Here is a 16934-nt window from a genome sequence, read left to right on the forward strand (position 1 = left end):
TTTTTTAAACAAATATTAAATATCAATATAATTAATTATTAATAAGGAATTTAAAATGGCTGTTCAAAAAAGTAAACCATCTCGATCCAAAAGAGGAATGAGACGATCACATGATAGATGTTATATTCCAATGTTATCAAAAGATAAGCAAAGTCATGAATATCATATTCGTCATCATATTACTAAAAACGGGTATTATAAAGGAAAATTAGTTTTATTAAATAAAAAAAATAAATAATTTATATAAAAGATATGTTCTTATATTGAATGTATCTTTTAGATAAAATAAATAAATTAATTAAATAATTAAAATTATTTTAATTAAAATATTAAATTGATTTTATGATAAAATAAAAATATTAAAACATTTTTATAAATATACACAATATATATCACAATATGATTATTGCAATGATGTTTCCAGGGCAGGGATTTTATTCCCCTAAGTCTATTTATCAACTTAATTTATCTTTTCCTATAATTAAACAAACATTTATAGAAGCATCAGAATATGCTGGAATTAATTTGTGGAATTTAATACAAAATAATGTTAATAAAAATTTTAAAATTAATAATCCAGTCATGAATTTAACTATTTCAATTGCAATATATAACTTATGGAAAAAAATAAAAGGAATTATACCAACCTATATGATAGGACATAGTTTAGGAGAATATTCCGCTCTAGTTTGTGCTCAATCAATTAGTTTTGCAGATGCGATCAAAATAATTATAAAACGAAATGAATTAATGTTAAGTAGTGCAAAAAAAAAACCTGAAATGATGCAAGCAATTATTGGATTGAATAAAAAAAAAGTATTACAAGCATGTAATAAAATTAATAATCATAATAATGTTGTTTCTATTGCTAGTATTAATTCAAGTAAACAAATTATTATTTCAGGAAATAAATCAGCAGTAATACAAACGGTTAATTTATGTCAAAAATATGGATCATGTAATTCAATTCAACTACCTATAAAAATTGCTTCACATTCTATATTAATGTATAAAGCTGCTAAAAAATTTAAAATGTTTATCCATGACAAAAAAATTTGTACACCAATTTGTAAAGTTATTAACCCTCTAACTATATCGTGTTATTTAAATTCAACCGATATAAAAAATGCTTTAGTAAAGCAATTAATATCTAATATTAATTGGAAAAATAGTATTATTTATTTACAAGAAAAAAAAAAAGTATCATTATTTTTAGAAATAAGCTCAAATTGTGTTTTAACCCAATTAAATCGAAGTATTACAACAATAACAACATTACCTCTTAACAACTATTCGTTTTTTATTAAAGCTATGAACAATATTAAAATAAAAAAAAAATTGCTGTGATTACTGGAGCTAATACTGGCATCGGTAAAAATATTGCACAGTATTTTGTACAAAAAAATATTATAGTCATAGGAACTGCTACTTCTATGCAAGGTGTAACTATAATAAAAAAATATTTACACAAAAAAGGAACTGGTATTATTTTAAATTTAAAAGACTTAAAATCAATTAAATTAACAATAAAAAATATTTATAAAAAATATGGGTCAATAGATATATTGATTAATAATGCATCAGTTAAATTTGATAAATTATTATTTAATATGACCGAAAAAGAATGGATTGATACTTTAACAATTAATCTAACTTCTATTTTTTATACTTGTAAATCTGTAGTTAGATACATGATAAAAAAGAAATATGGCCGTATTATTAGTATTGGTTCTGTCATAGGAGACATCGGAAATATTGGACAAATAAATTATTCTACTACTAAAGCTGGTCTAATTGGATTTAATAAATCACTTGCATTAGAAATAGCACGGTTTGGAATTACTGCAAATATTATTTCTCCTGGTATTATTAATACAGGAATGTTACAAAAATTAAGTTTCAAACAAAAACAAGAATATTTATTTAAAATACCGTTAAAAAGATTTGGATCACCTCAAGATATTAGTAATGCTGCATTATTTTTGTCATCAAATAAGGCATCGTATATTACAGGTCAAACAATACATGTCAATGGAGGAATGTATTTAACATAAAATATTAAAAATAAATATTTTATAAATTTTTTAAGAGAAAATAATTATGACATCCATTGAAAAAAAAATAAAAACAATTATTTCTAAACAATTTGGAATAAAAATAGAAAATATTTTAAATGAATCTAATTTACGTACTGATTTAAAAGCAGATTCATTAGACAAAATTGAATTAATTATGGAAATAGAAGACATTTTTAATATTGAAATTCATGACAACGATGTTGATAAATTTATTAATGTGCAATCTATTATTGATTATGTAACAAAAAAATTAAATTTTATTGAATAAATATACTGTTGTAGCTATAAAAATAATTAATTTTTGTAATAAAGAAAATAAACAATTTTATTTTAATTTAAAACATCTCATACAATATGATAAATAATAAGTTTATTGCAATAGAAGGAATTGAAGGTTCAGGAAAAACAGAATCTTGTAAAATAATTTATAACATATTAAAAAATTATGGCATAAAAAATATATTAATAGTTAGAGAGCCAGGCGGAACATCTATAGCTGAAAAAATTAGAAAAATAATTATATCATTTAATAAAAATGAAAAATTAAATAAAAAAACTGAATTATTTCTTATTTATGCATCTAGGATTCAATTAGTAGAAACTATTATTAAACCCGCGCTAAAAAAAGGATATATAGTAATAGGAGATAGACATGATCTTTCTTCATTAGCATATCAAGGAGGAGGGTTAGGAATTGATTTAAATATCATTCGTACTTTAAAAAAAATAGCAATTGATAATTTTTCACCTAGTCTAACTATTTATTTAGATATTGATCCTATTATTGGATTGCAAAGAATAAAATCTAGAAAATACTTAGATAGAATAGAAAATAAAGATATTTCTTTTTTTATTAATACTAGGAATAGTTATTTAAAACTTATTAAAAATAATCCTAAAATAGTAACTATCAATACATCACAAAAAAAATCTATTGTACAAAACCATTTAGAGTTAATAATAAAAAAATGGATAAAAGAACAAACTGTATACAATGGTATCCGTGGTTAACTAACCACTATAAAAATATTATTAAAAGGTATAAAAATAATAAATTTCATCCAGTTTTGTTAGTGAAAGGGGTACAAGGGATAGGTATTTCTTCCTTAATATGGATAATTAGTCGTTGGTTATTTTGTTCTAATAAAATAGCTTTTAAAAGTTGTGGAATATGTTTAGATTGTTCCTTAATGCTTTCTCAAAATCACCCAGATTATTATTTTTTAAAAAAAAATAAAAAAGATATTGGAATTGAAGAAATTAGAACAATATTAGATGAAATTTTTAAAACATCAAAACAAGGAGGTTTAAAGATTGTATGGATTCATGAACCTACAAATTTAACAAATGCAGCAAATAATGCAATTTTAAAAACACTAGAAGAACCCCCAAACAATACTTTATTTTTTTTTACACATACTCATATTTTTAATATTATTAGTCATACACTATATAGTAGATGTTGTATTTATCAATTACATTCTCCTAATTATCAAGAAAGTATAGAGTGGATGATACGCAATACTAAATTTAAAAAAAAAAAGTGCGAAGTAGCTTTAAATATTAGTAATAATCTACCTATTCATGCATTAAAATTATTAAATAGTAATTTATGGAATGAAAGAGTTATTTTTTTTGAAAAAATATTGCTTGCATTAACACAAAAAAATTTTTTATTTTTACTTACTGAATTTCATGAAAATAATAAAAAAATAAAAATTGAATGGATATGTTCGATTTTGTTCGATGTTATTAAATATAATTTTAATGCATTTAACTTTATATGTAATCATGATCAGATAAAAATTATTAAAATATTTTCTCAATTAATTCCTAACGAATATATTGATGAAATAATTAGATCTTGGTTACATTGTAGAAAACTGTTGTTAACTGTTCCGGGTATTAACTTGGAATTAGTTATTGCAAAAGAATTAATAAAATGGACAGTGCGAGTATTTTAATTATATTAATTTACATAACACAAAAAAAAAAGGATAACTAATTAATGTTGCTAGTTGATTCCCATTGTCATTTACATCATTTTAAAAACAACCAACCAAGTAAACAAGTAATTAATGAAATCATTCACTCTGCTGAAAAAAAAAATGTTAAATATTTTTTAAATATTTCTGTTTCTATAGAAGACTTTAATACAATGATTAATGTTGTTCCTAAAAAAAACAATATATTTTATTCATGTGGCATACATCCATTATATGTAAAAAAAAACTGTTTTAAAGAAGATATAATTACAAATTTAATTTTAAAAAACACACAAGTTATTGGAATTGGTGAAACAGGATTAGATTTTGTTGATTCGAAAAGTGATCAAAATATTCAAAAAAAAATATTTGAAAAACATATTAAATTAGCTATAAAAGTTAATAAACCTATAATAATACATATGAGAAATGCTGGATTAGAAACAATACATTTGCTTAAAAAAAATAATGCAGAACAATGCTCAGGAGTATTACATTCGTTCACAGATAATATTAATATCGCTAAAATGATTCTTGATTTAGGTTTTTATATATCTTTTTCTGGAATTATAACGTTTAAAAATGCAGATATATTAAGAAAAGTAGTGAAATATGTTCCATTAGATCGTTTATTAATAGAAACAGATTCTCCTTATTTAGCTCCTGTCCCTTATAGGGGTAAATTAAACCAACCTGCTTATTTATATGAAATAGCTAAATGCGTTTCATATATAAAAAAAAATAATAATATAACACAAGTTATTGAAAACTTATTTTTTAATTTTAAAAATTTATTTAATATTAAAAACTAAAAATTGTATATATCTTATAAAAATAATTTTATATTAAAATAATTATATTAAATATATATAATTATATATTTTAATATTTTTTTATTTGAAAATTAATTAATACTCATTTAATTAATCATATTTGAAAAAGATATTATTTAGGAATGTTATATATGTTTAAATACACTTTTGCTAATCTTCAAAAAATGGGTAAATCTTTAATGCTTCCTGTTTCTGTTTTACCTATTGCTGGAATTTTATTAGGAATTGGATCAGCTCATTTTCATGCTATTCCAGAAATAATTTCGTTAATTATGGCTGAAGCAGGAGGTTCAATATTTGCAAATATGCCTTTAATTTTTGCTATTGGTGTAGCATTAGGATTTACTAAAAATGATGGAGTAGCAGCTTTAGCATCAGTAATTTCTTATGGAATTATGGTTAAAACATTATCTGTTATGACACCTGTATTTTTACATATACCAATTGTTGAAATACAGCATAAACATCTTGCTGATACTGGAATATTTGGAGGTATTATAGCTGGATTGACTACATCATATATGTTTAATATGTTTTATAAAATAGAAATGCCTGAATATTTAGGTTTTTTTGGAGGAAAACGATTTATACCAATAATATCAGGTTTATCTGCTATTTTTTTAGGAGTGATATTATCTTTTTTATGGCCACCTTTAGGAAGAATAATTCAATTATTTTCTGAATGGGCTGCATATCAAAATCCACTTCTTGCATTTGGTATTTACGGGTTAGTTGAAAGAAGCTTAGTACCATTTGGATTACATCATATTTGGAATGTTCCATTTCAAATGCAAATAGGAGAATATAGCAATTCTTTAGGTCAACTTTTTCATGGAGATATAGCTAGATATATGGCAGGAGATAATACAGCAGGAAAATTATCAGGAGGTTTTTTATTTAAAATGTATGGATTACCTGCAGCTGCTTTGGCGATATGGCATACTGCAAACAAGGAAAACAAAAAAAATATTGGTAGTATAATGATTTCAGGAGCTTTAACTTCATTTTTAACAGGTATTACTGAACCCATTGAATTTTCTTTTATAATGGTTGCACCAATATTATATGCTATTCATTCAGTTTTATCAGGTTTAGCGTTTGTTTTGTGCATTTTTTTAGATATGAAAGCTGGAACTAGCTTTTCGCACGGTTTTATAGATTTTATGATACTAAGTGGAAATGGTCATCGACTTTGGATGTTTCCTATAGTAGGTTGTTTTTATGGTTTAATTTATTATTCTTTATTTTATATATTTATTACAAAGTTAAATTTAAAAACTCCTGGAAGAGAAAAAATAGAATGTTATAATGGTGAAGAATTACAAGATGATCAATTTATACCTAACATTATTACAGCTTTAGGGGGGGGAGAAAATATACATAATTTAGATGCGTGCATAACACGTTTACGAATTACAGTTATATCTATAGAAAAAGTCGATACTATAGAATTAAAAAAATTAGGCGCTGCTGCAGTAGTGATATCAGGATTAGGAGTACAAGTAGTTTTTGGGACAAAATCAGACAATATTAAAACAAAAATAGATGATTATTTAAAAAAAACAAATCATAATTTAACATAAAAATATGAATATTAATACAAAAAATAAGGAAAGGGATGTAAAAATTTATCCCAACCTTGTTTTTTGAATTTATATAATCAAACAATAAATTTTTTATTTAATTAAGGTAAATTACATGGCAAAAAAAACTATTTTTTCTAAAATTATCAATAAAGAAATTAAATCAAAAATATTGTATCAAAGTAATAATGTAACAGTATTAAAAGATAACAATCCTCAAGCATTAGTTCATCTTTTAGTTATATCTAATAAAATTATTCCTTCATTAAATAACATAAAAGATGATGAAAATAAAAATATTTTAATAGAAATGTTCGAGACTGTTATCTTAATGGCAAAAAAAACAAAAATTTATAAAACAGGTTATAGAGTTGTTATTAATTGTAATAAAAATGGAGGACAAGAAATTCCTCATTTGCATATTCATTTATTGGGTGGAGAACAATTAGGTCCTATTTTAAACAAAAAATAACAATTTTAAAATTAATTTATAATCATAGTGAAATATGTATTATTTTACAATATTTTAATGATAAAATATTTTAAATATTTTAAGTAAAATAACTTTATGAAATAAAAATTTGCACAAACTAACTCCTTCTGGAGAAAATAGTAATTTTACAAAATTTATATGAAACATTTTAAATTATTCCTTAATGATGTTAATTCAAATAATGTTAGTAAATAATATATAAATAAAATAATTAATTATTAGATCTTTTTAAGATTATATAATTATTATTTTAAAAACTAATCAATTTATAAATAAATAAGTTTATTATATTATTTTTATTTAATTTTTTAAATAATAATTTAATTAAAATCTTAAAAATTTGCATTATTTACAGTTCTAGGAAATGGAATTACATCTCTTATATTATTCATTCCTGTTATATACATTAACAAACGTTCAAAACCAATACCTAAACCAGAGTGGGGAACTGTACCATATTTACGTAAATCACGATACCACCAATATTCTTTTTTGTTTAACTTCAATTCTATCATTCTTTTATCTAAATAATCTAATCGCTCTTCTCGTTGTGATCCCCCTATTATTTCTCCAATATATGGAAATATAATATCCATTGCAGCTACTGTTTTTGCATCTTTATTGATTCGCATATAAAACGCTTTTATCTTTTTAGGATAATTAATAATAGCAATAATATTATTGTTTCTAAAATGTTTTTCTACTAAGTATCGTTCTTGTTCCGAATTAAGATCATCTCCAAATGATATCTTATTTTCTTTTACATGTACAAAATTTTTGTTTAAAATTTTAATAGCTTCGCTATATTCTAAAACAATAAACTTATTATTTATAGCGCTTTTTATTCTTTTTAATAAATTTATATTTAAATTATCTGATAACCATTGTAATTCTAAATTAGCTATATTAATTACGGATTCAAAAACATATTTAATTAGTTTTTCTGAAAATAACAAAATTTTATTTAAATCAAAAAATGCCGCTTCTATTTCTAACATCCAAAATTCAGACAAATGCCTGCTAGTATTTGAATTTTCTGCTCTAAAAATAGGACCAAATGTATATACTCTAGAAAGAGCACTAGCATAAGATTCTAATGTTAACTGACCTGATACAGTTAAAAAAGATTCTTTATTAAAAAATTTTTCATAAATAAACTGTTCTTTCGAACCATTTCGATTATTTAATTTTTCTGTTTTTACATTGACACTAAACATTTCACCTGTTCCTTCAGCGTCTATGCTGGTAATAATAGGAGTAGGTATCCAATAAAATTTTTCTTTAAATAAAAAAGAATGAATGCTTTGAAATAAAATATTTCTAACTACAGAAACAGCAAGTATTAAATTAGTCCTAGGTCTTAAATGATTTACTTCTCTTAAATATTCTAAAGTATGTTTTTTAGAAGATATAGGATATGTATGCGGATTATCCACCCAACCTAAAATTTGTATTTTTTGTGCAACAATTTCGTATTTTTGTTCTTTTCTCTTTGAAAAAATTAATGTTCCATATACATCAATAGAACATCCAGTTGTAATTAATAATATTTCATTTGGATAATTATTTAATGAATCTGAAGCAACAATCTGTAGTGATCTAATACTAGATCCATCCATAAGATCTAAAAATGTAATTCCTAATTTTGATTTACGTCGATTTTTTATCCATCCCTGTATACGTATTTTATTATTAACAGGAATTAAATTATGATTTATATCAGATATTAAAGTAATTTGCACTTGTTTTATTTCCTATTAAAATAAAATATATATTAATGTTTATGATTAAATAAACACTACAAATATTTTAATGATATTATTTCTTTTTTATTTTTTTATAGAAAAATTAAATTCTTTACATAAGGTACGTATAAAATCTTTATTTAAACAAAAAGTTTTTTTAGGGTTATCGGATATCTTAGCAACTGGTTTAGAATTACATTCTATTAATTTAATTACTATATTTAACGGTCGAACATCAGGAATATCGCAAGTCAAATAAGTACCAATTCCGAATACTAAGTTAATAGCATGATTAAAATAATTATATAAAAATAATACTCGTTTAAAATTTAACGAATCAGAAAACACTAATATTTTTTTTTTTGGATTAATATTCAATAATTTATAATGATGAATAATTTTATTCCCCCATTGAATAGGATCTCCAGAATCATGACGAACGCCTTTATATGCATTAGCATAATAATAGCTAAAATCTTTTAAAAAAACATCAGTAGTAATACAATCTGTTAATGCAATGTTTAAAAATTTACCATATTGTTTTAACCACACATTTAATGCCATTTTTTGACTATCTTTTAAATTTGTACTAATTTGTTGATGCGCTTGAAACCATTCATGTGATTGGGTGCCTACACAAGGTAGATTTAATAATCTTGAAATATGTAAATTACTTGAACCACTAAACCATGGGACATATTTTTTTAGTAACTTAATAGTAAAAATATGAAATTCATATGAAAATCTTCTTCTTGTTCCAAAATCAACAATTTTTAAGTTAGATAAATCTAGATTTTTTGATGTATTTAAAAATAAAAATATTTTATTTTTTATGTATTGTTTAATTATTTTTTTTTTAATATTTTGATAACGTGTTGTATTAACTATTTCGCTAATCAAAGATAATAAAGGAACTTCCCATAAAATTACTTCTTTCCATAACCCAACAATTTTAATATAAAGTTTATCATTAATATTATTTATCTGAACTTGTTGTGTATTAAAACGAAAATTCTTTAACCAATCTAAATATTCTTTTTTAAAAAAAGAAAATGAAGACATATATTTATATTCTTTTTGCGTTAATTTTAATTCAGAAAGCATATCCACTTGAGTGCGTAAAATATTTGCATAAATACCTAAATTTTCATTATTTCTACATTTTAATTCTGCTACAACATGCACATTTTTATAATTAAAAAAAACCGCTTGTTGCATATAAAATTTGTATACATCAGTATCTAATAATGTTGTTATTATAGGAAATTTAAATAATGTCATTATTTTCTTCATTATAGTTACGATTTATATATAAATATATAAAAATTAAATTGCATTTTCATATTATCTATTTTTAAAAATCAGTTATTAATAATTATTAATTATTAATAAAATTATTTAAATACAAAAATAAATAATTTACATTGTTTTCTTTGAACATTTTATTGAACAAAAATAATTGTATTTTTTTTGACAATAATTACACTGAATAAAAAGCAAATTACATCTACTATTTTTACAATTTATATAATTATCACATAAATTTTGACAATGAAAACATGTACCTAAAACATCATCAGATATTCGTTCTATCATTCTATTATCAAAAACAAAATTTGCTCCTTTAAAGCGCAAACTAATATTATTTTTCTTTGCATTATGTACATAACCAATAATACCACCTTGAACTTGATATATCTTTTTAAAATTATTGAATTGTAACCATGCAGCAGCTTTTTCACAACGAATACCTCCTGTACAATATAAAAGTATTTTTTTATTCTTATATTCTTGTAAAGAAAAAACTAAATTTTTCATTTGTTGACTAAATGTTTTAGAAGGTATATTGATTGCATTATCAAATCGTCCTACATTAAATTCATATTTATTTCTTATATCCAAGATAATCGATTGATTATCATCAATCATGTGATTAACTGAATTTGCTTGTAAATAACAATTATTTTTATAAAAAGCAAAAAAAGGATAATTAATACCATCTGAAACAATTTTTTCACGTATTTTTACACATAAAACCCAAAAAGGAGTAACTAATGAATTTTCAATAGCAGTATTAAATGATATTAAATTTAATTTAGGGTTTAAATGACGTACAAATTTTTTGAACATTATATATTTTTTTAAGGGAACACTAATTTGTGCATTAATCCCTTCCCGTGCGATATAAACACGACCTAAAATATTTAGTTTCAAAAAAAATAAATATATTTTAGTTTTTAACCATACTGTATCTTCAATAAAAAAATACTTATAAAAAGAAACGATAATACGTTGTACAGAATCATTTTGTATTTTTTTTTTTAATATTTTTTTTGAAATAGTATTATGTAATATAATCATAATAAAGTTCCTAATTATATACGAAATTAACAGTAATAATCATTATTAATACGAACAATAAATTATGTATATATAAAATATTAAATTATTTTTATAACATAAAAATAAAAAAGTTTATAATTTCTTATTATTTTTTATATTTTAAAAAATTTTTTTCTGTAATTAATTTTGATTTTGTTTGAATATAATTTATAAATTTTTCTTTTTCTTTTTTTATTATATCAAATGGAGCTTTATTTATAAAATTTTTATTTAATAATTTTTTTTTAATAGAAAATATCAATACATCAATTTTTTTTATTTTGTTATTAATTTTTATTAAATACGCGTTATTATAATAAATTTTATCTATTTTTAAAAATATTTCAACTGTATCAATAGTTTTTTTAAGATAATGATTACTATTTCTTACATTTTTTATTATAATTTTTCTTACACAAACCATATAATTTAATACAATTGTTTGGTGAAAAATTAATTTCTTTAAGTGTTGTGTAATATTGTTTATATATATATTTATTAATTCTTTTTTATCAATTTGAGCTTCTAATCGCATTTGACGTATTGTAGTAATTAATTTTTTAAAAAAACACATATTTTCTATTATTACTGTATCTTGTAAATGTTTGTTAAACACGGGGTAAGAAGCGGTCATTATAGTAGAATATGAACTCTTTTTTATATTATTAATTTTTTGCCAAATTACTTCTGTTATAAACGGTATAATTGGGTGTATTAATCGTATTAATGATGACAATATTTTTAAAGCAGAATACCTCATACTTATTATAATTTTATTATTTTGATCTTTACTGAATACTTTAATAATTTCTATATACCAATCACAAAAATTATTTTTAAAAAAAACATTTAATAAACTAATTGCGCGATCTAAACGATATGTTGTTAACATTTTTGTAAATGATTTTATAAAATTGTTATATTCTATATATATCCATTGATCAAAGAAATGTAAATCAGTAAATTTAATAAATTTAAAATTATGTTGATGAATATTTAACATCAGTATTAATCGAGTTGCATTCCAAATTTTATTACAAAAATTACGATAGCTTCTCAATCTATTCATATCCCAATTAATATTGCGTGTAGGAGCTGATAAAGAAGCAAAAGTTAATCGTAAAGCATCTGAACCAGTCGGTTCAATACCATTTGGAAAAGATGTAATTGTGCGATGTTTAATTTCATTAATCAATTGTGGTTTAATTAAATTTTCAGTACGTTTTTTAATAAGATCTGATAAACTAATACCATCAATCATATCAATAGGATCCAAAACGTTTCCTTTTGATTTTGACATTTTTTGACCTTTATCATCTCTAATAAGACCAGTAATATAAGCTATTTTAAAAGGAATTTGAGGTGTTCCATCTTGGTTTTTTATAAAATACATTGTTAACATAATCATTCTAGAAATCCAAAAGAATATTATATCAAAACCGCTTACTAGTACATTGCTAGGATGAAAAATATTTAATAAATTATTTTCCCTAGGCCACCCTAAAGATGCAAAAGTCCACAAAGCAGATGAAAACCAAGTGTCTAAAACGTTTTTTTCTTGTATTAAAATAGTCGTATCAGATAAATAATATAATTCTTTGATTGATTTCTCGTTTTTACCGACATAATGATTACCTTGTTTATCATACCAAATAGGTAATCGATGACCCCAAACTACTTGTCGAGATATACACCAATCCTCAATATTATTCATCCAAGAATAATATAATTTTTCATAGTTCGAAGGAATAAATAAAATTTTTTTGTTTTTAACAGCTTCAATAGCAACTTTCGATAATGGTTTCATTTTTATGTACCATTGATTAGTTAAAATAGGTTCGATTACAGAACCACTTCGATCTCCATGAGGAACTAATGTTTCATATTTAATTACTTTTTCTAAAAATTGAAATTTTTTTAATAAAAAAACAATTTTTTTTCTAGCTTCTTCTTTATTTAAATTATGTAATTCAATAGGAATATCATTATCATATACATTAGTATTGTTTCCTTTCCATGTATATACTTTTAATTTTTTTTTAATTATTAAACTTTTTCCAAATATACTAATCATTGGTAGTTTATGTTTCATACCTATATTATAGTCATGAAAATCATGAGCTGGAGTGATTTTTACACACCCTGTCCCTTTTGTTTTATCAATGCTATTATCAAAAATAATAGGAATAATACGATTGATTATAGGAACAATAACTTTTTTTCCTTTTAAATATTGATATCTTTCATCTTCAGAGTGAATTGCTATTGCAGTATCACCTAATAATGTTTCAGGCCGAGTTGTAGCAACTGTTAAATATTGATTGTTTTTAATATTATTATTAGAATTTACGATTTTATATTTTATAAACCACATGCTACTATTAACAGTACGCATTTCTACTTCTAAATCAGAAATAACACTATTTAATTTGTGATCCCAATTAGTAATTTTTTTACCTTTATAAATTAATTTATCATTATATAATTTAATAAAAGCTTCTGTAACTGCATTAGAAATACTTTCATCTAATGTGAACTTTGTTGTGCTCCAATCTACAGAACTACCTAATCGACGCATTTGATAAAAAATAGTTGTTTCTGATTCTTTTTTCCATTGCCATATTTTTTTTAAAAAATCATATTTGGAGTAAGAAAATTTATTTTTTCGCTCTTCTTTAAATATTTTTTTTTCAACTAGTATCTGAGTAGCGATTCCAGCATGATCAAGACCCATTTGCCATAAAGTATTCTTCCCTAACATACGATTATAACGAATTAAAATATCCATAATAGTATATTGGAAAGCATGCCCCATATGTAAACCGCCAGTAATATTTGGAGGTGGAATGGCAATAAAAAAACTATCTTTACTAGTATCACCATGAGGTAAAAAATATCCATTTTTTTCCCAAATATTATAGGTCAAAAATTCAATTGCTTTAGGATTATATATTTTTTCCATATTTTTATAATAAAAGTTATTTAATGGCTACATTGCCGAACATAAAAAGGTTATAATTAATAAAATATAATTTTATTAATTATATATTATTTATTTTATAAACATTAATTATTTGATTTTATTTTTTTCTGCTTTGATTAAACAAAAATTGTGCTAATAATGGCATTGGTCTTCCAGTAGAAACCGCATTCTTCCCATCTTGTATTTCGTATGCAGTACCGGCTATATCTAAATGTGCCCAAGGAAACTTTGTAGTAAATAAAGATAAAAAACAAGCAGCTGTAATTGCTCCTGGATGCGACATCCCAACATTAGTAACATCAGCAGAATAAGACCTTAATTGTTTATAATATTCAGAAAACATTGGAAGTGGCCAAATTTTATCTCCAGATTCTATACTTGAATAAATTAATTCTTTTTGCAAAATTTTATTATTAGAAAATAATCCACTCGCAACATTTCCTAAAGAAGTAACGCAAGCTCCTGTTAGAGTAGCAATATCTATTACCATAGAAGGAGACAAAAATTTTTCTATATATGATAATACATCACATAAAATTAATCTTCCTTCAGCATCAGTATTTAATATTTCGACTGTTCTGCCAGACATAGTCGTAATGATATCTCCAGGTTTATATGATTCTCCACTAATCATATTTTCACCAGTAGCTAATATACCTATGACATGTAATGGCAAACTTAATTTTCCTAGGAATGACATAATTCCATAAACTACTGAAGCTCCACTCATATCAAATTTCATATGATGCATGTTATTGGCAGGTTTTATAGAAATACCTCCTGAATCAAAAGTAACACCTTTTCCTACTAAAATAATAGGTTTGTTGTTCTTACAATAAGTATTATTTTTATATTCTATTATTGACATGTAAGCGGATTGTTTCGAACCTTGACTGACAGATAAATATGCATTCATTTTTAATTTTTTTAAATCTGATTCATTTAATACTTTAATAGACATCGTATTTTTATGTGCTTCTACTAATTCTTTAGCTTTATTTGCTAAATACTTTGGAGTACATATATTAGAAGGTAAATTAGACAAATTTTTTGTATCGTTTAATGATTCAAAAAATGCTGTACTATATTTAATATCATTTTCAATAATTTTTTGTTCTTTATCATTACATATTGGAAAAATTAAATTTGTATTTTTGATATAATCACTATTTTTTTTTTGTTTAAAAAGGTCAAACTTATAATTTTTTCGAAAAATAGTTTCTATAATTAGTTTGATTTTCCAAGAAATATCTTTTTTCTGTACTTGAGAACGGAATAAATGATATTCAATATCACTATTATTACTTTTATAAAATACATCGATACTATATTCAATAATTTTTTTATAATTTTTACTATTTATTAATATATTTTTACCACATCCTATTAAAAATATTCGCGTATAATACAATTTAGGAACATTAAATAATAATAAATATTGACCGATTTTTGCTTGAAATTTAGCATTTAAACAATGTTGAACAATATATTCATAAGACGAATTATCTAATTTATATTCAATGATAAATTTTGATTCAATTTGCATAACCCCGATTATTATGCAATCTCTAGATTTTTTTACAACATTACTATATTCTGTGATAAAATTCATAAAATTCCTTTATTCAAATTTGTATATAAACATGTATTATATAAAGAAAATTCAATTCTTTATTGAAATAAAAATAAAAAATACATTAATAAAAAATTTATTACATTATTTATTAAAATTTTAATTTAATTTATAAATAAATCAAAATAAATTCAAAAAATTATTTATTCGCTAAAAGAGAAATAAGATGCAATCACTATATAAACGTCATTGTTTAACGATATCTAATTTTACTATATCAGAAATTGAAAAAATAATTAAATTTTCTCAATATTTAAAAAATCATAAAGCATTAAAAAAAGAAAAAAAATATTTAAAAAATAATAATATAGCTTTTATTTTTGAAAAAGCATCGACTCGTACTAAATGCGCAGCGACTGTTGCATGTTTTGATCAAGGAGCAAGTATTACTTATATAGACCCTGATCGTACTCATTTTAAATACAAAGAATCTATAAAAGATACAACACTATTTTTAAGTAAAATTTATGATGGAATTCTATATAGAGGAGGAACTCAAAAAGATTTAAATATAATAGCAAAAAATTCCTCAGTACCTGTTTGGAATGCTTTAACAGATGAATCACATCCCACTCAAATATTTGCAGACATACTGACAATGCAAGAACATAGTAATAATACACCGTGGAATCAAATACGATGTGTTTATATTGGCGACATTAACAATAATATTTGTACTTCTTTAATAGAAGCATCAAATATTATTGGTTTTAATCTAATATTAATTGCACCAAAAAAGTTATGGAAGAAATACAATACTAATAAAAATAACCAACAAATATTAGAAAAATGTATTAATAGAAAAATTACATATACCGATAATATAGAAATTGGAATTAAAAATGCTGACTTCATATATACAGATGTATGGGTTTCAATAAATGAACCAGAAAAATTATGGGATAAACGTATTAATTTATTAAAAAATTATCAAGTTAACAAAAAATTACTGGATATGTCTAATAATAATAGTGTCAAAATCATGCATTGTTTACCAGCTTTTCATGATAATAAAACTTATATAGGCAATAAAATAATGCAGCAACATAATTTAAACAATGGAATAGAAATTACTGATGATGTTTTTTTTTCAAAACATAGTATTATATTTGAACAAGCCGAAAATAAATTACATACATTAAAAGCATTAATAACAAGCTCTTTAAAAAAAATAAAATTTATTAAAAATAATTTATTTATTTTAGAATAAAAATATTTT

General features: G+C 22.8%; 15 protein-coding genes. 10 read left to right on the plus strand and 5 right to left on the minus strand.

The window, feature by feature from the left end:
- The first annotated feature begins 55 nt into the window (after positions 1–55).
- From rpmF to AB4W61_RS01450, 9 genes are all read left to right on the plus strand, one after another.
- Positions 56–238: a 50S ribosomal protein L32 gene (gene rpmF / locus AB4W61_RS01410; protein ID WP_367678750.1), complete on the plus strand. Its 183-nt coding sequence runs from the start codon at positions 56–58 to the stop codon at positions 236–238.
- A gap of 161 nt (positions 239–399) precedes the next feature.
- On the plus strand, positions 400–1347 hold the full coding sequence (locus AB4W61_RS01415; protein ID WP_367678751.1) for an acyltransferase domain-containing protein: 948 nt from the start codon (positions 400–402) through the stop codon (positions 1345–1347).
- Positions 1344–2054, plus strand: coding sequence for a 3-oxoacyl-ACP reductase FabG (gene fabG, locus AB4W61_RS01420; protein WP_367678752.1), 711 nt, complete (start codon positions 1344–1346; stop codon positions 2052–2054). Before AB4W61_RS01415 ends, fabG begins: the two co-directional genes overlap by 4 nt.
- A gap of 46 nt (positions 2055–2100) precedes the next feature.
- The gene (acpP, locus tag AB4W61_RS01425; RefSeq protein ID WP_367678753.1) at positions 2101–2346 is read left to right on the plus strand and encodes an acyl carrier protein; all 246 of its coding nucleotides are present in this window, start codon (positions 2101–2103) and stop codon (positions 2344–2346) included.
- 86 nt (positions 2347–2432) lie between these two features.
- Positions 2433–3089, plus strand: a complete 657-nt coding sequence (tmk, locus tag AB4W61_RS01430) for a dTMP kinase (protein ID WP_367678754.1) — start codon at positions 2433–2435, stop codon at positions 3087–3089.
- Complete coding sequence (locus AB4W61_RS01435) at positions 3047–4042, plus strand: DNA polymerase III subunit delta' C-terminal domain-containing protein (RefSeq protein WP_367678755.1); 996 nt, start codon at positions 3047–3049, stop codon at positions 4040–4042. Before tmk ends, AB4W61_RS01435 begins: the two co-directional genes overlap by 43 nt.
- A 44-nt stretch (positions 4043–4086) precedes the next feature.
- A complete protein-coding gene (locus AB4W61_RS01440) occupies positions 4087–4875 on the plus strand; it encodes a TatD family hydrolase (protein ID WP_367678756.1) in 789 nt (262 codons plus the stop codon).
- Between the two features lie 152 nt (positions 4876–5027).
- Positions 5028–6479, plus strand: a complete 1452-nt coding sequence (gene ptsG / locus AB4W61_RS01445; RefSeq protein WP_367678757.1) for a PTS glucose transporter subunit IIBC — start codon at positions 5028–5030, stop codon at positions 6477–6479.
- Positions 6480–6594: 115 nt separating this feature from the next.
- Positions 6595–6951, plus strand: coding sequence for an HIT domain-containing protein (locus AB4W61_RS01450; RefSeq protein WP_367678758.1), 357 nt, complete (start codon positions 6595–6597; stop codon positions 6949–6951).
- Between the two features lie 353 nt (positions 6952–7304).
- Here AB4W61_RS01450 and asnS read toward each other — a convergent pair whose 3' ends face one another.
- The 5 genes from asnS to AB4W61_RS01475 all read right to left on the minus strand — a co-directional run bounded on the left by asnS (position 7305) and on the right by AB4W61_RS01475 (position 15694).
- Positions 7305–8714, minus strand: coding sequence for an asparagine--tRNA ligase (gene asnS / locus AB4W61_RS01455; protein ID WP_367678759.1), 1410 nt, complete (start codon positions 8712–8714; stop codon positions 7305–7307).
- Between the two features lie 87 nt (positions 8715–8801).
- The gene (gene pncB, locus AB4W61_RS01460; RefSeq protein WP_367678760.1) at positions 8802–9998 is read right to left on the minus strand and encodes a nicotinate phosphoribosyltransferase; all 1197 of its coding nucleotides are present in this window, start codon (positions 9996–9998) and stop codon (positions 8802–8804) included.
- A 138-nt stretch (positions 9999–10136) separates the two neighbouring features.
- Positions 10137–11078, minus strand: a complete 942-nt coding sequence (locus AB4W61_RS01465; RefSeq protein ID WP_367678761.1) for a rhodanese-related sulfurtransferase — start codon at positions 11076–11078, stop codon at positions 10137–10139.
- Positions 11079–11205: 127 nt separating this feature from the next.
- A complete protein-coding gene (locus AB4W61_RS01470) occupies positions 11206–14061 on the minus strand; it encodes a valine--tRNA ligase (protein ID WP_367678762.1) in 2856 nt (951 codons plus the stop codon).
- A gap of 118 nt (positions 14062–14179) precedes the next feature.
- Positions 14180–15694 (minus strand): leucyl aminopeptidase, encoded by a 1515-nt coding sequence (locus AB4W61_RS01475; RefSeq protein ID WP_367678763.1) that lies wholly within the window; start codon positions 15692–15694, stop codon positions 14180–14182.
- Positions 15695–15881: 187 nt separating this feature from the next.
- On the opposite strand from AB4W61_RS01475, the gene argF reads away from it, so the two are divergent.
- Positions 15882–16925 carry an ornithine carbamoyltransferase gene (argF, locus tag AB4W61_RS01480; protein ID WP_367678764.1) on the plus strand — a complete coding sequence of 348 codons (1044 nt, stop codon included), beginning with the start codon at positions 15882–15884 and terminating at the stop codon, positions 16923–16925.
- Positions 16926–16934: the final 9 nt, after the last annotated feature.

Origin of the sequence: Buchnera aphidicola (Thelaxes suberi), assembly GCF_964059005.1 — a bacterium.
Classification (GTDB): Bacteria; Pseudomonadota; Gammaproteobacteria; order Enterobacterales; family Enterobacteriaceae; genus Buchnera_I; species Buchnera_I aphidicola_C.